Raw genomic sequence first — 18,537 nt, 5'->3', positions numbered from 1 at the left:
GACCACCCGCCGCCGGGAGACAGAGGAGACCCTGAATGAGAGTCACGGGCTGGAGCGGCTGCCTGGCCGCCACGGGGCTGCTGCTGGCCGGGTGCGGAGGCGGTCCTGGCGGTGGTGACGAGAAGATCAGCGACGGCAAGGTGGTGCTGGCCGTGCTGAACGACCAGTCGGGCATCTACGCCGACACCTCCGGGCGTCTGACGATCGAGGCCGTCAAGATGGCGGTGGCCGACCATCAGGCGAAATATGGGGACAAGGTGGTGGCCAAGACCATCGAGGTGAAGGACGCCGACCACCAGAACAAGCCGGAGATCGCCAACTCCAAGGCGCAGGAGCTCTACGACCGGCAGCAGGCCGACGTGATCCTCGACGTGCCGACCTCCTCGGCCGCGTTCGCCGTCGCCACCATCGCCAAGAACAAGAAGAAGGTGTTCATCGACGTCGGCGCCGCCAGCACCGAGCTGGAGGGCAAGCAGTGCAACAAGTACACCTTCCACTACGGCTACAACAGCTACATGCTGGCCCACGGCACCGGCACCGAGGTCACCAAGGACGGCTCCAAGAACTGGTACATCGTCTACCCCGACTACGCGTTCGGGCAGGACATGCAGAAGACCTTCAGCACGGCGATCAACGCGGCCGGCGGCACCGTGGTCGAGTCCGACCCGACGCCGTTCCCCAACGACAACTTCTCCACGTTCCTGCTCAAGGCGCCGAACCTGGACCCCAAGCCGCAGGTGATCGGCACGATGCAGGCCGGCGGTGACCTGGTCAACCTGGTGAAGCAGTACAACGAGTACAAACTGCGCGACAAGGGTGTCGGGCTCGCGGTCGGGTTGCTGGCCCTCAGCGACATCCACTCGCTCGGCGCGGACGCCCTGGCCGGGACCCGCTACACCGACATGTGGTACTGGAACGCCGACGAGCAGTCACGCGCCTGGGCCGACAAGTTCCACGCCAAGACCGGCAAACGGCCCACCGCCAACATGGCGGCCAACTATTCGGCCGCCCTGCAGTATCTCGAGGCCGTGCAGCGCGGCGGCACCGACAACTCCGACGAGGTGGTCAAGCAGCTCGAAGGCCACAAGATCGAGGACATGTTCGCCCGCAACGCCACCATCCGCGCCCAGGACCACCTGCTGCTGCACGACGCGTACCTGTCGCAGGTCAAGCCGTCCAGCGAGGTCAAGGAGCCGTACGACTACGTGAAGGTGCTCAAGACCATCCCGGCGTCGGAGGCGTTCCAGCCGCAGCCCGACCCCGCCTGCAAGCTGTAGGCGGCCGGCGTGCTCCAGCAGGCGTTCAACGGGCTGGTGGGCGGAGCCTTCTACGCTCTGCTCGCCCTCGGCCTGTCCGTCATCTTCGGCATGCTCGGCGTGGTCAACCTGGCCCACGGCGCGTTCTACATGCTCGGCGCCTTCGGGGCGTTCGTCGCGCTCGACGCGTTCGGCCTGAACTTCTGGGTGTCCCTGCTGCTGGTGCCGCCGCTGCTGGGCGTCGCGGGGATCGTGCTGGAACGGCTGTTCATCCGGCGGCTGACGCCGCTCGACCCGCTCTACGGCTTCCTGTTCACCTTCGGTCTCGCGCTCATCCTGCAGGACCTGGTGAAACGGGAGTACGGGGTGAGCTCGCAGCTGTACCCGAGGCCGCGGGCCCTGGACGGCACGGTCGACCTGGGGCTGTTCACCTACCCCGCCTACCAGGTGTTCGTGCTGGCCGTGTCGGTGCTGATGTGCGTCGCGGTGTGGCTGGTGCTCACCCGTACCCGCGTCGGGATGATCGTGCGGGCCGCGACCGAGCGGCCCGAGCTGACCCGGGCGCTCGGCATCGACGTCGGCCGGTGGGTGACCCCGGTGTTCGGCTTCGGCATCGCGCTGGCCGCGTTCGCCGGGGTGCTGGCCGCGCCGATGCGGGCGGTCAACCCGCTCATGGGCGCCGACCTCATCATCACCGTCTTCGCGGTCGTGGTGATCGGCGGTCTCGGCTCGGTGTTCGGCTCGGTCGCCGCGGGCTTCGCCGTCGGGCTGGTGTCGGCCCTCGGCAACCTGTACGTGCCGGCGCTCTCCCAGATCCTGGTGTTCATCCTCATGGCCGTCGTGCTGTTGTGGCGCCCGGCCGGGCTGTTCGGACGCGAGGAGGCGTTCCGGTGATCCTGACCAGGCTGGCCCGCTCGGGCCGGGGCGGATGGCTGCTCCTGGCGGCCGGGCTCGTCGCCGCCTTCGCCCTGCCCTGGCTGATCTACCCGCCGGTGGCGCTCGACATCGCCTGCTGGGCGCTGTTCGCCGCGTCGGTGGACCTGCTGCTGGGCTTCACCGGGCTGCTGTCGTTCGGGCACGCCGCGTTCTGGGGCGGGTCGGCGTACTGCACCGGCCTGATCGCGTTGCACAGCGGGCTGCCGTTCCCGGTCGCGATCGCGGGTGGCGCGGCGTTCACGGCACTGCTGGCGCTCCCGATCGGCTTCCTGTCCGTACGGCTCAGCGGCATCTATTTCGCCATGGTCACCCTGGCCTTCGCCCAGATGATCTATTTCGTGGCCAACCAGTGGCGGGACGTCACGGGCGGGGAGAACGGCCTGCAGGGGATCCCCCGGGAGTTGTTCGGGCTCGACCTGTCCGACTCGTTCTTCTTCTACTACGCGGGCCTGCCGTTCGTGCTGGCCGGGCTGTTCGTCGCCTGGCGCATCGTACGCTCGCCGTTCGGCCGGGTGCTGGTGTCCATCCGCGCCAACCCGGACCGGGCCCGCGCCCTCGGCTACCCGGTCGACCGCTACAAGCTGCAGGCGTTCGTCCTGTCCGCCGCGCTCGCCGGGACGGCCGGGGGAGTCTTCGCCATCGGCCACGGCTTCGCCTCGCTCGAAGGTGTCTACTGGACCACCTCCGGGCAGGCCGTGATGATGGTCATCCTCGGCGGGATCGGCACGTTGTGGGGCGGCGCCATCGGCGCGGCGCTGATCGTCCAGCTCCAGGACTTTCTGGCCACCGCCGGGTTCGCCGAGACCGGGATCATCACCGGCTCGATCTTCATCGTGGTCGTGCTGCTGTTCCGCCGGGGCATCTGGGGAACGGCCCGACACCTGCTGGCCTCGCGGCGTACGCCCGACGCGCCCACCGACCTGCCCGCCGAGCCCAGGAAGTCGGTCGACACCCCGGCCTGACCGTGAAAGCCCGCCCGTTGCATGGGTGAACGCCCCGTGAAATCACCTATCTCCGCAGCAGCCTGGTAATTGGCGATCCGCGGGACTTGACTAGTGCCCATTGTGGAAGCGCGAGTGCTACAACGATGGGCAAGGGCGTGAACAGGCGCAGTTTCCTCCAGCTTCTCGTGGACGGGGCCCCGCTGCCCCACTACGACGAGGTCCTGCACGACGCGGTGGCCGGCGCCGCCTCACCCGCCGAGATAGCGGATCTGCACGCCGAGCACACGCTCGCGCTCCAGCTCCGCGACACGCTGGAGAAGCGGCGAAGCCGCCACGAACAGCAGCGTGCGCTGGTCGAGTGCGCGAAGGAGCTGGCGGAGGACCGCAGCGACCCCGACACGATCCTCACCCTGATCGTGAGCCAGGCACAGCGGCTGCTCGGCTGCGACATGGCCTACCTCAGCCTCAACGACAACGAGCGCCGGGCGACCTGCATGCAGGTGATGGTCGGCGCGACCTCCTCGGCGTGGAAGGACGTCAGGATCCCGTTCGGGATCGGCATCGGCGGCAGGGTCGCGGCCACGGGCACGCCGTTCTCGACGCCCGACTACTTCAGCGACGAACGGCTGACGCACGACCCGGCGGTCGACACCTCGGTCAGGGCGGAGCGGCAGGTGTCGATCGTCGGCGTGCCGCTGCGCACCAGCGCCGTCATCGGGGTGCTGTTCGCCTCCAACCGCACGCCGGGGTGGTTCTCCCACGACGCCATCGCTCTCCTCGGCTCCTTCGCCACCCTCGCCGCGACCGCCATCGAGCAGGCGCGGTCGAGAGACGACCAGGAGCAGACCCTGGCGGCGCTCCGGCGGGAGAACGAGGCTCTGCGGCAACGTACGGTCGACCAGGAGAGGGCGGTCGCGGCGCACGACCAGAGCATGGCCATCGTGCTCAGGGGCGGCGGCGTGCAGGAGGTCGTGGCCGCGGCGGGCGACCAGCTCGGTGGCGTGCTCGCCATCTTCGACGAGTTCGAGACGCCCGTCGCCTGGACCCCGGGGGCTTCCCGTGAGGTGCTGCGGGCGATGTCCGCCGCCGCGGGCGGGGCCGCGGGCCGCTCCGCCGTCGCCCACGACGGCACGTACTGGGCCACCGGCCTCGTCGCCGGCACCGAGAACCTCGGCACCCTGGTCTGGGGCCCGCCGGCCGCACCGTCCGAGGTCGGCGACCTGGACAGGCGGCTGCTCGCCCGGGCGGCCGTCGTCGCGTCGTTGCTCCAGCTGTTCAGCCGCAACCTCGCCGCAGCGGAGGCCAGGGTGCGCGGCGAGTTGCTGGACGACCTCCTCACGCCCACCCCCCGCACGTACTCCTCGCTGGCCGAGCGGGCCCTGCGGATCGGCTACCAGCCCCAGAAGCGGCATGCCGTCGTCGTCGCGCACATCCGGGCCGAGAACCGGCAGAGCCTCGCCTCCGTGGCGTCCGACCTCGCGGCCGCCCGCGACGGCCTGAGCACGGTGCGGGACGGCCAGGCGATCCTGGTCGTCCCCTCCGACGACCCGTCGCTGACCGGCCGCCAGATAGCACGCTCGCTGACCACGCGGCTGGGCTCGCCGGTCACCGCCGGCGCCGCGGGACCGGTCGACGACCCGGCCGACCTGCCCAGCGCGTACGCGGAGGCGCTGGCCTGCGTACAGGCCCTGCTCCGGCTCGAACGGGTGGGAGCCGCCGCCACGGCCGACGAGCTCGGGTACGCCGGACTGCTGCTCGGCGACGGCGCGTCCGCGGCGCGCTTCGTGGAACGCACCCTCGGGCCGGTCATCCGGCACGACGAGCAGCGGTCCACCGCGCTGATGGAGACGCTCGGAACCTACTTCGCCACCGGGCAGAGCCTGGTCGCCAGCGCCAAACGGCTGCACATCCACCCGAACACCGTCACCCAGCGCCTCGACCGGGTCAGACGCCTGCTCGGCATGGACTGGAACAGCCCGGACCACACGCTGGAAGTGCAGCTGGCGCTGCGGTTGCACCGGCTGCGCCGCGAGCTCCGCGAGCTCGACGACTGACGTGCCCGCAGACGGAAACGGCAGGGAAACAGCCGGCGGTGCATAAAGGAGCGGAACCGCAGAAGATCCGGCATGTGCGGCCTTCGCGGGCCCCGCCAGGTCGTCCCTCCGCCGAAAGGACCTCGATCAGTGAACCGTGCGACAGCGGCCCGCGGGCTGTTCTCGGGAGCCCTGCTGATGAGCTCCCTCACGGTCGGCGTGCCCGCCGCCGCCGACTCCAAGCCCAAGCCCTCACCCATCACCTGGCAGAAATGTCAGGAATTCTCGGACGATGACCTCCGCAAGCAGGGCCTCAAGGAGGATCAGTTCGCCGAGTTCAGGCGGCTGCTCGCCCGTACGGACTGCGGCACGATCCGCGTCCCCCAGGACTACGGCGACCCGGACGGGAAGCAGATCACCGTGGCCCTCACCAGGTTGAAGGCCTCCGACCAGAAGAACCGCCTGGGCAGCATCGCGCTCAACCCGGGAGGGCCCGGCGGCTCCGGCTACCTGATGTCCATCAACCTCGCGATGAGGGGCGCCAAAGCACTCAACGAGCGTTATGACCTGATCGGGATCGACCCGCGCGGCATCGGCCGCAGCACCAAGGTCTCCTGCCCCGACATCCCGCGCGGCACGCCCGCGCCGGGGCCGATCACCGAGAAGCACGCCAAGAAGGCCTACGCCGACATGGTCGCCTGGAGCAAACAGTGCGTCCAGCAAGATCCCGCGTTCCTCAGGCAGCTCACCACCCCCAACGTGGCCCGTGACATCGACCGGATCCGCGCCGCCCTGCACGAGCGGAAGATCAACTTCTTCGGCGTCTCCTGGGGCACGTGGCTCGGCGCCGTCATGCGAACCATGTACCCCACCAGGGTGGGCCGGATGTGGCTGGACAGCGTGACCCCACCCGACATCTGGAAGGGCTTCTGGACGAAGACCCACACCGACGCCGTGGACCGCAACTTCGAGCGCATGGCCGCCTGGATGGCCGAACGCGACGACACCTACGGGCTCGGCACGTCGAAACGGCAGGTGGTCTCCGCGGTGGAGGACATGGTCAAGCGGTACGACGCCGAACCGCTGACCTTCACCGACATCGACCTCACCGTGGACGGCGGGCTGATCTCCCGGGCCGCAGGCCGGCCCGGCGGCCAGTGGCCCAGGATGGCCCAGGTGCTCAAGGAACTCGCCGACGCCAAGGGCCCGGCCGCGCCTCCGGCGGTCAAGGAGGCGTTCGGCAAGCCGGGCGAGGGCGGAGGCGGGGGCGGGGGGACTGACAGGACGGCCGGCCGCGCGTTCCACTGCAACGAGGATCCGACCGCGAGCACGTTCCGGCCGAACTGGAAGGCCTACCAGCAGCGTCTCAAGCACTATCCGGTGACCGGCCGGACGGGCAACTTCGTGCACAACTGCGCGGGGTGGCCGTTGCCGGCGAAGACGCCGAAGGTGCGGCCCACGGGCGGCTCGCTGATCCTGTCGGGCCACCGCTACGAGACCGTGACACCGTACGAGTGGGCGACCGCCATGCGCGCGGCCATCGGCGGAACCCTGGTGACCATCGACGACGACGTCCACGGCTCGGCCCCCCAGGTGCCCGGCTGTGCCGAGAAGATCGTCGCCTACTTCGAGACCGGCAGGCGCACCACCACGTGCCCGGGAAAGCCGGCCCCCACCACGACCGGCTGACACGCACGGCGAAGGGAGCGAATCTTGTCCTGATGCTCGGACGGCCATGAGGCTCGCTTGGCACGCGTCCGGGCACGTGCATCGTGAATGTGGCCGCTCCGGAAGACAGCGTGTGGAACAGACGTCAGGCGAACGGGTGACGGGTGCGGCCCTGCGGCCGGCACGCTCGATCGGCGTGCTGTCGCTGCTCGCCATGATGACCGTGCAGGTGGCGTCCGGGCTGGACGCGCGGCCGGAGCGGTACACCGGGCCGATCGTGGTGCTGCTGGCGGCGTGTGCCGTGGCCTTCGCGGCCGGCACGTGGGGGACGGCCAGGGCGGTGGCCGCGTTCGGCGCGGCGGTGCTCACCGGGTACGCGGCCGAGGTGGCCGGGGTGCTGACCGGATTCCCGTTCGGCGTCTACCGCTACAGCGACGTGCTGTGGCCGCAGGTGGGCGGCGTCCCCGTCGTGGTGGCGCTGGCCTGGGGCGGCATGGGGCTGGCGGCGTACGCGGTGGCGACCGCCGTCGCGCCGGCGGGGAGGTGGGCGCGGGCCGTCGCGGGCGCGGGCGCGCTGACCGCGTGGGACCTGTTCCTCGACCCGCAGATGGTCCGGCTCGGGATGTGGACGTGGGCCGACGGCGGCGCGTACCGCGGCATCCCGCTGAGCAACTTCGCGGGCTGGCTGCTGGTGTCGGCGCTGGTCATGCTGGTCGTCGGACGCGTGTGCGGCGACGCCGGGCCAGGGCGGGGGCTGCTCGCGCTCTACACGGTCATGGCGGTGATGGAGACGGTCGCCTTCGCGGCGGTGTTCGAGCCCACCGACCCGCTGGTGGCGGCGGCCGGAGGGATCACGATGGGCGCGTTCGCCGCGCTGGCCTGGAGGCGGTCATGGCAGAGGTGACGGTGATCGGCGGCGGCGTGGGCGGCATGGTGTGCGCGCTGCTGCTGGCCAGGCAGGGGCACGAGGTCCGGCTGTACGAGCGGTCCGCGCGGCTGGGCGGCAAGCTGGCCGAGCACCGCCGGGACGGGTTCGCCTTCTCCCTCGGGCCTTCGCTGCTCACCATGCCGGAGCTGTTCCGCGAGCTGGGCCTGCGGCGCGAGCTCGTCGAGCCGGAGTTGCTGTGCCGCTACCGGTTCGCCGACGGCACGGTGCTGGACGCGCCGCGGGACCCGGAACGGATGGCAGCCGAGGTGGAGCGGCTGGCCCCGGGGGAGGGACCGGGCTGGCGCGCCTTCCACAGCTGGGCGCGGGGCTGCCTGCGGGCCGCGCACCGGACGGTGTTCGCCGGGCCGCTGATCCGCCCGCCCGGCCAGGCCCGGCTGTCCGATCTGCTGGCCGTGGCGCCCGCGCGTACGCTGGACGGGCTGGCCCGCCGCTACTTCCGTGACGCCCGCCTGCGCCAGTACACCGGCCGCTACGCCACCTACGCCGGGTCGAGCCCCTACCTCGCGCCCGCCGCGCTGGGGTGCGTGCCGGCGCTGGAGCACGGGCAGGGTGTCTGGTACACGCCCGGCGGCCTGGCCCGGCTGGCCGACGACCTGGCCCTGCTGCTGAAAGCGGCAGGTGTGCGGGTGTTCCTGTCGGAGCCGGTCGCCGCCGTCGAGGCCGGCGGTTCCCGGGTCACGGGGGTGCGGCTGGCGAGCGGAGAGCGTGTGCGCTCCGACGTCGTGGTGGCGAACACCGACGCCGCCGCCCTGTACGCGCGCCTGCTGCCGGACCGCCGGCGGCTGCGCCGCATCGCGCGGCTGGGGCGCTCGTCGTCCGCGCTGCTGCTGCTGGCCGGGGTGGAGGGGCGAACGCCGGGGCTGCCGCATCACTCGGTGCTGTTCTCGGCCGGCTACGAGCGGGAGTTCGCCGACATCTTCGAACGCGGGAGCCCGCCGCGCGACCCGACGATCTACGTCGGCTGCTCGGCCGTGGACGACCCCTCCCAGGCCCCGCGCGGCGCCGAGAACTGGACCGTGCTGGTCAACGTGCCCGCCCGCGACCCCGGCCGATGGCCGATCGGGGTGCGGGCGTACCGGGATCTCGTGCTGGAGCGGCTGGCCGAGCGCGGTCACGACCTGGCGGGCCGGCTGCGTTTCGTCGACGTCTTCACCCCGGCCGATCTGCGGGAACGCTACGGGTCCTGGGGCGGCGCGATCTACGGCAGCGCCTGCAGGGGCAGGCTGGCGCCCTTCCTGCGCCCGGGCAACCGAGGGCCGCGCCGCGGCCTGTACCTGGTGGGCGGCTCGGTGCACCCGGGCGGCGGGCTGCCGATGGTGGCTCTGGGCGCGCGCATCGTGGCCGGGCTGGTGGCACGCGACTTCCCTGGGGGCGCGCGGTGAGGCCGTTCACGGCCGTACGCGCGGTGAGGCCGCTCACCGCGGCGCAGGCCGTCGCGGCCGCTGTCGTCGTCGCCAGGCTCGCGCGGGGCCGGCGGCGGCTGCCGCGGCTGCGGCCCCGCCTGGACTCCGGCATGACGATCTCCGTGGTGATCCCCGCCCGCGACGAGGCGGCCAGGATCGGGCCATGCCTGCGGGCCGTGCCGACGGCTCCCGCCGTGACCGAGGTGATCGTCGTCGACGACGGATCCCGCGACGGCACGGCACGGGTGGCCGCGTCGCTGGGAGCCAAGGTCGTCACCGCGGGACCGCTGCCCCCGGGGTGGGTGGGCAAGCAGTGGGCGCTGCACCAGGGGACGGCCGCCGCCGCCGGCGAGGTCGTGGTGACACTCGACGCCGACGCCCGGCCCGCGCCCGGCCTGTTCGGCGCGCTGGCGGCCGCCTTGGAGCGGTACGACCTGGTGAGCGCCGGTCCGCGGTTCGTCTGTGACGGCGTCCTGGAGCAGGCCCTGCACGCTTCCATGCTGGCCACGCTGGTCTACCGGTTCGGGCCCATCGGCCCGCCGAGCCCGCCGCCGCCGCGCCGCGTCGTCGCCAACGGCCAGTGCATGGCCTTCCGGCGGGCCCGGATGGCCGAAGCGGAGGGATTCGCACTCGTACGTGATCGTATGACCGACGATGTGGCGCTGGCCCGCTGCCTGGCCGGGCGAGGCTGGACGGTGGGCTTCCTGGACGCGGGCGGCCTGCTGGAGGTGGACATGCACGACTCGGTCCGCGAGCTGTGGCGGGAGTGGGGACGTTCGCTGCCGCTGCGGGACGTGACCGGGCCCGGCCGGCAGGCGGCGGACCTCGCCGTCCTCTGGCTGACCGGGGCGCTGCCCGTGCTCCGGCTGGCGGCCGGCCGGCCGGCCGCGCTGGACGTGGCGCTGCTGGGGATGCGGCTGCTGCTGGCCAGGGCGTTGCGGGACAGCTACCGCGAACCGGGCGCGGGCGTGCTGCTGTCGCCGCTGCTCGATCCGGCGTCCGCGTTCCGGCTGACCCAGGCCACGCTGCGACCCGTCCGCGATTGGCGTGGCCGTACGTACCCGGACGTCAGCGGCCGAACGTGGCGTGGCCGTACGCACCAGGGCGTCAGCGGCGGCGGGCGGCCAGCGCGGCCAGGCAGAAGCGCAGCCCGATGAGGCACATCAGCCCGCCGGTGGCCGCCGCCACCTCCACGGGTGCGAACAGCAGTTGCAGCACCGGCACCGCGAACACCGCCAGGCGCGCCCCCACGGCGAACGAGCGCAGCGCCAGCGCCGTCACGACCAGCACGGCCACCGCCAGCACGAACGCCGGCGGGCAGATGACCGCGACGCCGCCGGCGAAGGTGAGGACCGAGCGGCCGCCACGGAAGCCGGCGAAGACCGGCCACGCGTGCCCGGCCATGGCCGCCGCCACCGCGAGGTACACCGGCACCACGCTCGCACCCGACACCACGCCGAGCCCGGTGGTGTGGCCGCCGCTGACCAGCAGCCCCGCCAGGGCCGCCAGCGTGCCCTTCAGCATGTCGCCGGCGAACACCGGCACGGCCGCCCGCCGCCCGAGTTGCTCCTTGACGTTCCAGTACCCCGGATTGCGGTCGCCGACGTCACGCGGATCGACGCCGTGCCCGCCCGCCACCACGACCGCGACCGGCACCGAGCCGAGCAGGTAGCCGGCGGTGACCGCCACGAGCACCTCGACCATCGCCTCGTTCCACCTCGTCCGGTACGGCAGCGCGGGCGCCATGAAGCACATGGCCTTCGACCGGCCGCTGCTGCGGGGCGCCGGCGGGCTGCTGTTCTGGCGGCTGCTCGGCACCGGCCGGGGCCGCTCCATGTCGCTGGGCGCCGATCTGCGCCGGTGGGCGCTGTTCGCGGTCTGGCGCGGCGAGGACGACCTGGCGGAGTTCCTGCGCGTCTCGCCGATCGCCGCCCGCTGGCGTGCGGAGGCGTACGAGAGCTGGCACGTGCGGCTGGTCCCGCTGGCCTCGCGCGGCGCCTGGGCCGGGCGCGACCCGTTCGACGGCATGGCGGCCCGCCCCGACGGCGGGGAAGGACCGATGGCGGTGCTCACCAGGGCGTCCATCCGGCCCGGCCGCCTGGTCGCCTTCTACCGGTCGGTGCCGCAGGTCGACGACCTGCTCCGGCGGCAGGACGGCTGCCTGCGCTCGATCGGCATGGGGGAGTGGCCGCTGGCCCGGCAGGCGACGTTCTCGTTGTGGCGGGACCAGGAGGCGGTGCGCGCCTTCGCCTACCGGGACGGGGCACATCAGCGGGTCATCCGGCAGGTACGAACGCACGACTGGTACGCCGAGGAGCTGTTCGCCCGCTTCACCCCCTACGCCAGCGAAGGAACCTGGAACGGCGCCGACCCGCTGCGCTGAGCGGGTCATGTCACCCGCTCCGCCGCCGTCGCCTCGACGACGGCCGCCGGTTCCGGCCCCGCCAGCGCGTACGCCACCACGCACGCCCGGGCGATCGTGGCGGCCGTCGAGGAGCCGTGGGCGACGACGACGGTGCCGCGCAGGCCGAGCAGGGCGGCGCCGCCATGGGCCTCCGGATCGTAGCGGCGGGCCACTTTCGCGAGCTGCTGCGGGGAGGCGATGCCGGCCTGGGCGACCATGGTCAGCGCCGTGCGCACGCACCCCTCGACGCTCTTCAGCACGACGTTGCCGGTGAACCCGTCGGTGACGATCACGTCCACGGTGCCGGCCAGCACGTCATGGCCCTCGACGTTGCCGTGGAAGCGCAGCGGCAGAGCGGCGAGCAGTTCGTGGGCCCGACGGGTCAGCCGGTTGCCCTTGCCCGGCTCCGACCCGATCGACAACAACCCCACGACCGGGTCGGGGCGGCCGAGCACGGCTCGCGCGTACCCGGCTCCCAGCAGCGCGAACTCGGCCATCATGGCCGGGCTCGGATCGGCTGTCGCGCCGGCGTCCACCAGCACGCTCGCGCCGCCCCGCAGCGACGGCAGCGCCACGGCCAGCGCGGGCCGCAGCACGCCGGCCCGGCCGATGCCGCGCACCGCGCAGGCGACCACCGCGCCGGTGGACCCCGCGGACACCAGCGCCCCGCCGCGGCCCCGGCCGACCAGCTCGCAGCCGACCGCGAGGCTGGAGGCCGCCAGCGCCGTGGCGGCGGGGCCGCGCTCGGCCATCGGGACGGCGTCGTCGGCGTGCACCACCGCGAGCTCGCCCGCGGCGCCGTGCCTGCGCAGCTCCCCGGTCACGCGCGGTTCGTCGCCGACCAGGATGACCGGCACCTTGTGGGCGCGCCACGCCGCCACCGCACCGGCGACCGTCTCCGCCGGTCCGTGGTCGCCGCCCATCGCGTCCAGGACCACAGGGCGCACGGCTGTCACGGAAGTTCCACGCGGACGCGGCGCTCGGTCCTGCCCGCCTCGGCGGAGGCCAGCAGGTGGCGGGCGAACACGGCCGCCCGCCGCCGGCGCGGCACCCGTACGCGGCCTGCCAGGACCTCGAACCCGCCGCGCTCGATCTCGTCGAGGATGCCGCCGTAGAGATCGACGGCGGCGCGTACGCACGGCCGCGACGAGGCTATGAGCAGGCCGATGCCGCCGGCGGCGGCGCGGTAGTGCTCACGGGCGCGCCCGGCCTCGAAGGCCAGCAGGCGCCGTACGGCCCGCCCGGTGCGGGCGGCGCCCAGCTCGCCCGGTTCGACGCCGAACTTGCCGAGGTCCTCCATCGGCAGGTAGATCCGGCCGCGGGCGAAGTCCTCGCCGACGTCACGCAGGAAGTTGGTGAGCTGGAAGGCCAGGCCGAGCTGGCGAGCGGGCTCGCGGGCCGCCTCTTCGCAGCCTGGCGCCGGCTCCAGCACCGGCAGCATCATCGTGCCGATGGCGGCGGCCGATCCGGCCATGTAGCCGAGCAGGTCGTCGTAGGTGGCGTACCGGGTCACCGACAGGTCCGCGCGCATCGAGGCGAGGAAGGCGCCGATGTCGTCGTGGTCGATGCCGAAGGAATTGACGGTGTGCAGCAGCGCCGGCAGCACCGGATCGTCCGGTCTGGCCCCGGTGAGCCCGGCCTCGACCCTGGCGCACAGGCCGTCGAGCGCTCGGGACCGGTCGGCGGTCATGGTGAACGAGTCGACGATCTCGTCGGCGTAGCGGGCGAAACCGTACAGCGCGTGCACGTGCCGCCGCTTCCACTGCGGCAGCAGCCGGGTGGCGAGGTAGTAGGAGCGGCCGTAGCGGGCGTGGAGCCGCCGGCACCGTTCGTAGCTGGCGGTGAGCGTCAACGGGCCTCCTTGAGGATGCGTTCGGCGGCGAGCCGGCCGGAGATCAGCACCGTGGGCACCCCGACACCGGGTGCGGTGTACATGCCGGCGAAGTGCAGCCCGGGCACCCGCCGGGCGACGGCGGAGGGGCGCAGCCAGGCCGTCTGGGTGAAGCGGTGGTCCAGCGCGAACGGCGTGCCCGCGCTGTGCCCGCGCGCCGCCCAGGCGGGCGGGTCCACCACCAGCCGGGGCGCGCCCGCGAGGTCGCCGTAGCCGAGCGTGGCCAGGCGGCCGAGCAGCCGCGCCTCCAGCTCCGGGCGCAGCCGGCCCCAGTCGGCGACGCGTTGCAGGTTGGGCGCCGGTTCGAGCACGCTGAGCGTGGCGTGCCCTTCTGGCGCCGCTGCGACGTCCGGCTCGGGGCAGGTGACCAGCAGGCTCGGGTCCGGCTGCGGCCGGCCCGCCGCCAGCGCGGCGAACGTCTCCCCCCAGGCCCGCCCGAAGTGCAGCGTGTGGTGCGCCTGGCCGGCCGGTGGGCGGTCCAGGCCGGCGTGCATCACCAGGCAGGAGGGGGAGTGGCGAGGACGGCGCAGCCGCCAGTCGTCCGCCCGGGCGGGCAGCAGCCTCCGGGCCGCCAGCCGGTCGCAGGCCACGACCACCTGCCTGGCGGGCAGCCGTTCGCCGTCCTCCAGCCGCACCCCGGTGACGCCGCCGCCGTCCGTCTCGACCTCGCGAGCGCGCACGCCGTAGCGGATGCCCGCGCCCAGCTTCTCCAGCAGCGCCGCCATGGCGGCCGGTATGGCGTGCATGCCGCCGCGCTCAGGGAAGAACACGCCGCCGACGGTGTCCATGTGCGCGATCACGGCGTAGATGCCGAGCGCGTGCTGCGGCGACAGGCCCACGTACAGCGCCTGGAACGTGTGCGCCCTGATCAGCCGCGGGTCCGTCAGGTGGCGGGCCGCCAGGCGATCCAGCCGGCGAAAGCCGCCGAGCCCGGCCAGCCGGAGGAGCGTGGCCGGCCGGGCCAGGCCGCGCAACCTGGTCATGTCGGCGTCGATGAACGCCGGCCACTCGATCCGGAAGAGCTCGCCGAGCAGCCGCCGGTAGCGCTCGTAGCGCGCCGCCTCCGCGGGCCCGCACACCGTCCGCACCTGCTCGGCCATCGCCTCGCGCTCCGGCAGCACGTCCAGCCGCGACCCGTCGTCGAAGAGGAGCCGGTACGACGGTTCGAGGCGGCGCAGCGGCAACCAGCGCCGCAGCTCCTCCCCGGCCGCGCCGAAGACCTCGGCGAGCACGCCGGGCATGGTCAGCACGGACGGGCCGGTGTCGAACCGGTACGCCCCGACGCGGGCGGTGCCGCAGCAGCCCCCGGGTTCGTCGAGAGCCTCGACCACGGTGACCTCGCGGCCGGCCGCGGCCAGGTGGACGGCCGCCGCCAGGCCGCCCAGACCGGCTCCGACGACCACGACAGCACTCGTTCTGGGGCGCATACCGGGGCTCATACCGGGGCTCATACCGGGGCTCATTCGGGGGCTCCCGCGGCGCACAGGGCCGCCAGCTCGACCAGAGCCTGTCTGGCCTCGGGCGGGATGCCGGGGGGCTGGTCCAGCGCCGCGACCGCCTCGCCGGCGAGAGCGGCGATGCGCTGCTCCGCCGCGTCCAGCGCGCCGCACTCGACGATCAGCCTGCGCGCCGCCTCCACGCCGCGCTGATCGGTGACGTCGTCCAGGATCGGGCTCCCGGTCCGCCGGCGGGCGACGGCGAGCAGGTAGGTCGCCTTTCCCTGGAGCAGGTCGGCCCCGGCAGGCTTACCGGTACTGGCCGGGTCGCCGAACACGCCGTTGACGTCGTCCCTGAGCTGGAACGCCTCCCCCAGCGGCAGCGCGTACGCGCTCAGCAGCCGCAGCGTGCCTTGGCAGCCGCCCGCGACGGCGTGCCCGAGGTGCAGGGGCCGCTCCACGGTGTACTTGCCCGACTTGTAGAGGGAGATGAGCCTGGCCTGCTCGTCGTCGCCTTCGCCGCCGGGCGTGCGGGCCAGGTCGAGGTACTGCCCGCCGATCGCTTCCACGCGCAGCCGGGTGAGGACGTCGAGCGCGGCCTCCAGACGCGGACCCGTCTCAAGCAGGACCGCATCGGCCCAGCTCAGGGCCAGCAGCGCCAGCAACGTCGCAGCCGACTCGCCGAACCGGCCGGCGTCGCCCCGCCGTCCCGACCGCCGGTGCAGGCCGGCCAGCGCGACGTGCGCCGCCGCCCGGCCGCGCCGCGTGCCCGCCTCGTCCATCACGTCGTCGAGCAGCAGCGCCGCGGCGTGTACGAGCTCCATGGCGCACGCCGCCGGCAGCACCTCCTCAGGCCGCCCGCCACCGGCGGCCCGGTAACCCCAGTAGACGAACGCGGGCCGCAACCGCTTGCCGCCCTCCAGGACGAACGCCACCAGGAGCTCGCGCACCAGGTCGACGTCCGGGCCGTCCAGGAAGTCGAGCCGCCCCAGCTGCTCGTCCAGCAGTCGCGTCAGGTGCCGGTCGATCAGCTCGCGCACCTGGCCGGCCTGCGAGGTCACCGTGTCCATGCACGCAGCTCCTTCTGTCGCCGTACAAGCTTTCGCAGGAGGAGCGGACCTGGTTGCACGATCCGGAATGCATCTTCACGGTAACCATCGGACACCGGTTCCCAAACGGGACACGCCCAGGGTTTTAAGCGTTGCTGTCCAGCCAGGCGACGATGCTGCGCACGTACACGTCGACGTTGATCAGCGGGCGGCCGTCGAGGACCCCGACGAGATGCCCCACGCCGAACGGGGCATCGTAGACGCGGGCGCGCCGGTAGGTCCCGGGGTCCACGGCCTGCCTGACGTTGTCCCAGCCGTGCCAGGCCAGGCCACCTCGCCGCGTCGTCAGCAGATCTTGTACGCCTGCCGCGTCGAGTTGTACGAGCAGGAGTCGACCGGCTTCCCGGACGCGTTCCGCAGGTAGGCGGCGTCGCTGCTCTGGTTCCAGATGTAGGCCAGAGTCCCGCCGCTCCTGCCCCAGTAGCGGGTGGTGGTGGTGTTCTTGCCCTTGCCGGTCCGCAGGGTGAGCGTTTTCCCGGCCCTGAGGGTGAACCTGCCGAAGGTGTAGACGTGGTCCGACCGCTTCGTCCTGTCCCGGATGGTCCAGCCGGTGAGGTTGACGGCCTTCCTGGTCATGTTCTTGATCTGCACGTACTCGCCGTTCAGGCTGCTGTTCGCGCCGAAGTCCGGCGAACCCGGCGAGTCGTAGTAGATCTTGGTGATCTGGACGGCGGGGGCGGCCGCGTACGCGGGCTGGGCGGCGACGGCCGCGGACGCGGCTAACAGGGCGGCGGAGGTCAGCAGAGATCCGATACGCACAGGGACACTCCTGAGATGTGAGACATGATCTGGAGTGATGGTATTGATGGGACTTAGGTTTTATGGACCGTTCCCGTATCGGTTTGGTGTCCGTTGTGCAGCCAACTCCATCCCTCCAGCCACGCTGGGTGCTCAACGCTGCTCCAGGTCACCGGCACCCGCTACGCGGGCAGATGTCGTTCAGGGCGGCCGCCAGCCGGTCCACGTCGCCGGCGGAGGTGAACAGGGCGGGAGTGACGCGGACGGCGTCGCCTCCGCTCATGCCGCTGCGGGCGACGGTGAAGATCCGATGCCTGGTCATGAGGTCATCGGCGATGGCGACGTTGTCGTCCTTGGAGGTCCGGCCGTGGAGCCGGAAGGCGGTGATGGCGCCGTACATGCCGGGTTCGTCCGGGGTGAGGATCTGCACGGGACCGAGCTCGCGCGCCTGCCGCACCCAGCGGTCGCGCAGGAAACGCAGGCGGGCCTGCTTGACCTTCGCCCCCAGGGTCTCGTGGAAGTCCAGGGCGGTGTCCACGGTCAGGTGCGGCGCGACGTTCATGGTGCCGGAGTGCACCCGGGAGCGGATGTCGGAGGCCGGGTAGGTCTCGTCGTTGTAGAGGAGGTCGATGTCGGCCAGGCGGCCGTCGCGGATGTAGAGGAACCCGGCGCCCAGGGGCACGCCCATCCACTTGTGCAGGGAGAAGATGGCGAAGTCGGCGTCGAGGTCGGTGAGGGTGAAGTCGAGCTGGCCCCAGGAGTGGGCGGCGTCCACGATGACGTCGACGCCGCGCCGGCGGGCCATGGCGACGATCTCGCGGACCGGCGTGACCAGGCCGGTGCGGTTGTTCATGTGGCTGAGCAGGAGCAGCCGCACCTTGGGGTGCCGCTGCAGCGCGCGCTCGTAGGTGTCGAGCACCGCCTGGCGGGTGGCGGGCTCGGGGATGACGATGCGCTCGACGTGGACGCCTCGCCGGGCCGGGAGCCAGTTCATGACGTACTGGGCGCTGTGGTAGTCGAGGTCGGCGTACATGATCGCATCCCCGGGGCGCAGGCGGTTGTAGCCGGCGATGAGGTTCTGCAGGGCCTCGGTGCCGCCCCGGGTCAGTGCGATCTCCTTCCCGCTGACGCCGAGCAGGGCGGCGATGCGCTCGCGTACCTCGTCGGCGCGCGGCTTGTACTCGGTGCGCAGCAGGTGCGAGCTGCGTTCGTTGAGGTGGTCGACGTTGCGGTGGTAGGCCCGCCGTACCTGGTCCGGCATGATCCCGTAGTAGCCGTTCTCCAGGTTGACGAAGTCGGGGCTCACCTGGAACTGCCTGGCGACCGTGCCCCAGAAGCGCTCGTCGCGGGCCAGAAGCTCGGGGCTGACACCCTGCGGCACGGTCAGCGCCTCGGCCGCGGCGGGACGGATCGCGGCACCGGCCGCCAGCGCACCGAACCCGGCGACCATCCGGCGTCTGGACAAAGTCATAACGGGCTCCACCTGATATCAGCGAAATTCACGGACGGCGAACGCGGCCGATATTCCTCGCGCGGCACGATGTTTCCTTCTCCCGTGCCGGTGAGATACGGCGCAAATGGCAGGACACTCAAGAGGATGAACACGCAGGGCTGCACGGTCTTCATTCGACGCGCGCTGCACGTCGCATGAAGGCGAGAGCTTTACTGGAACCTTTGCTGCCGCTGGGCGCGTCAAACCGCCGCGCGGGCACTAACACTCCGTGATGCTCGCGACACGATCTGCCCGATCTCGCCGCCCGGCCGCATGCG

General features: G+C 72.5%; 17 protein-coding genes. 9 read left to right on the top strand and 8 right to left on the bottom strand.

Annotated elements, in window-relative coordinates; translation table 11 throughout:
* The first annotated feature begins 35 nt into the window (after nt 1-35).
* From ABGB01_RS15150 to ABGB01_RS15115, 8 genes are all read left to right on the top strand, one after another.
* Complete coding sequence (locus tag ABGB01_RS15150; protein WP_347773919.1) at nt 36-1,277, top strand: ABC transporter substrate-binding protein; 1,242 nt, start codon at nt 36-38, stop codon at nt 1,275-1,277.
* 9 nt (nt 1,278-1,286) lie between these two features.
* Nucleotides 1,287-2,150 carry a branched-chain amino acid ABC transporter permease gene (locus ABGB01_RS15145; protein ID WP_347773918.1) on the top strand — a complete coding sequence of 288 codons (864 nt, stop codon included), beginning with the start codon at nt 1,287-1,289 and terminating at the stop codon, nt 2,148-2,150.
* Nucleotides 2,147-3,154, top strand: coding sequence for a branched-chain amino acid ABC transporter permease (locus ABGB01_RS15140; protein WP_347773917.1), 1,008 nt, complete (start codon nt 2,147-2,149; stop codon nt 3,152-3,154). The genes ABGB01_RS15145 and ABGB01_RS15140 overlap by 4 nt, the downstream gene beginning before the upstream one ends.
* A 137-nt stretch (nt 3,155-3,291) precedes the next feature.
* Nucleotides 3,292-5,190 (top strand): helix-turn-helix domain-containing protein, encoded by a 1,899-nt coding sequence (locus ABGB01_RS15135; RefSeq protein WP_347773916.1) that lies wholly within the window; start codon nt 3,292-3,294, stop codon nt 5,188-5,190.
* A gap of 129 nt (nt 5,191-5,319) precedes the next feature.
* Nucleotides 5,320-6,858, top strand: a complete 1,539-nt coding sequence (locus ABGB01_RS15130) for an alpha/beta fold hydrolase (protein WP_347773915.1) — start codon at nt 5,320-5,322, stop codon at nt 6,856-6,858.
* A 112-nt stretch (nt 6,859-6,970) separates the two neighbouring features.
* Nucleotides 6,971-7,741, top strand: a complete 771-nt coding sequence (locus ABGB01_RS15125) for a carotenoid biosynthesis protein (protein ID WP_347773914.1) — start codon at nt 6,971-6,973, stop codon at nt 7,739-7,741.
* Nucleotides 7,729-9,168 carry a phytoene desaturase family protein gene (gene crtI, locus ABGB01_RS15120; protein ID WP_347773913.1) on the top strand — a complete coding sequence of 480 codons (1,440 nt, stop codon included), beginning with the start codon at nt 7,729-7,731 and terminating at the stop codon, nt 9,166-9,168. The genes ABGB01_RS15125 and crtI (ABGB01_RS15120) overlap by 13 nt, the downstream gene beginning before the upstream one ends.
* Nucleotides 9,165-10,346: a glycosyltransferase family 2 protein gene (locus tag ABGB01_RS15115; RefSeq protein WP_347773912.1), complete on the top strand. Its 1,182-nt coding sequence runs from the start codon at nt 9,165-9,167 to the stop codon at nt 10,344-10,346. The genes crtI (ABGB01_RS15120) and ABGB01_RS15115 overlap by 4 nt, the downstream gene beginning before the upstream one ends.
* On the opposite strand, the gene ABGB01_RS15110 is transcribed toward ABGB01_RS15115, so the two are convergent.
* Entirely contained in the window at nt 10,297-10,893 is a 597-nt protein-coding gene (locus ABGB01_RS15110) for a glycerol-3-phosphate acyltransferase (protein WP_347773911.1), read from the bottom strand. The genes ABGB01_RS15115 and ABGB01_RS15110 overlap by 50 nt on opposite strands.
* Here ABGB01_RS15110 and ABGB01_RS15105 point away from each other — a divergent pair.
* The gene (locus tag ABGB01_RS15105) at nt 10,868-11,572 is read left to right on the top strand and encodes a spheroidene monooxygenase (protein WP_347773910.1); all 705 of its coding nucleotides are present in this window, start codon (nt 10,868-10,870) and stop codon (nt 11,570-11,572) included. The two genes, ABGB01_RS15110 and ABGB01_RS15105, sit on opposite strands and share 26 nt — an antisense overlap.
* 5 nt (nt 11,573-11,577) lie before the next feature.
* Here the strand turns inward: ABGB01_RS15105 and plsX are convergent, their stop codons facing one another.
* From plsX to ABGB01_RS15070, 7 genes are all read right to left on the bottom strand, one after another.
* Complete coding sequence (gene plsX / locus ABGB01_RS15100; RefSeq protein WP_347773909.1) at nt 11,578-12,540, bottom strand: phosphate acyltransferase PlsX; 963 nt, start codon at nt 12,538-12,540, stop codon at nt 11,578-11,580.
* 5 nt (nt 12,541-12,545) lie between these two features.
* A complete protein-coding gene (locus ABGB01_RS15095; protein ID WP_347773908.1) occupies nt 12,546-13,445 on the bottom strand; it encodes a phytoene/squalene synthase family protein in 900 nt (299 codons plus the stop codon).
* Nucleotides 13,442-14,911 (bottom strand): phytoene desaturase family protein, encoded by a 1,470-nt coding sequence (gene crtI / locus ABGB01_RS15090; protein WP_347773907.1) that lies wholly within the window; start codon nt 14,909-14,911, stop codon nt 13,442-13,444. Before crtI (ABGB01_RS15090) ends, ABGB01_RS15095 begins: the two co-directional genes overlap by 4 nt.
* A gap of 32 nt (nt 14,912-14,943) precedes the next feature.
* Complete coding sequence (locus tag ABGB01_RS15085) at nt 14,944-15,990, bottom strand: polyprenyl synthetase family protein (protein WP_347773906.1); 1,047 nt, start codon at nt 15,988-15,990, stop codon at nt 14,944-14,946.
* 124 nt (nt 15,991-16,114) lie between these two features.
* Nucleotides 16,115-16,261: a hypothetical protein gene (locus ABGB01_RS15080; RefSeq protein ID WP_347773905.1), complete on the bottom strand. Its 147-nt coding sequence runs from the start codon at nt 16,259-16,261 to the stop codon at nt 16,115-16,117.
* Nucleotides 16,262-16,314: 53 nt separating this feature from the next.
* Complete coding sequence (locus ABGB01_RS15075; protein WP_347773904.1) at nt 16,315-16,788, bottom strand: lamin tail domain-containing protein; 474 nt, start codon at nt 16,786-16,788, stop codon at nt 16,315-16,317.
* Between the two features lie 148 nt (nt 16,789-16,936).
* Entirely contained in the window at nt 16,937-18,238 is a 1,302-nt protein-coding gene (locus ABGB01_RS15070) for an aminotransferase class V-fold PLP-dependent enzyme (protein WP_347773903.1), read from the bottom strand.
* Nucleotides 18,239-18,537 lie beyond the last annotated feature (299 nt).

The organism is Nonomuraea sp. B5E05 (assembly GCF_039880665.1).
In the GTDB taxonomy this organism is placed as follows: Bacteria; Actinomycetota; Actinomycetes; order Streptosporangiales; family Streptosporangiaceae; genus Nonomuraea.
The sequence above is the reverse complement of the archived record's forward strand: the minus strand, read 5'-3'. Positions and strand labels throughout refer to the sequence as shown.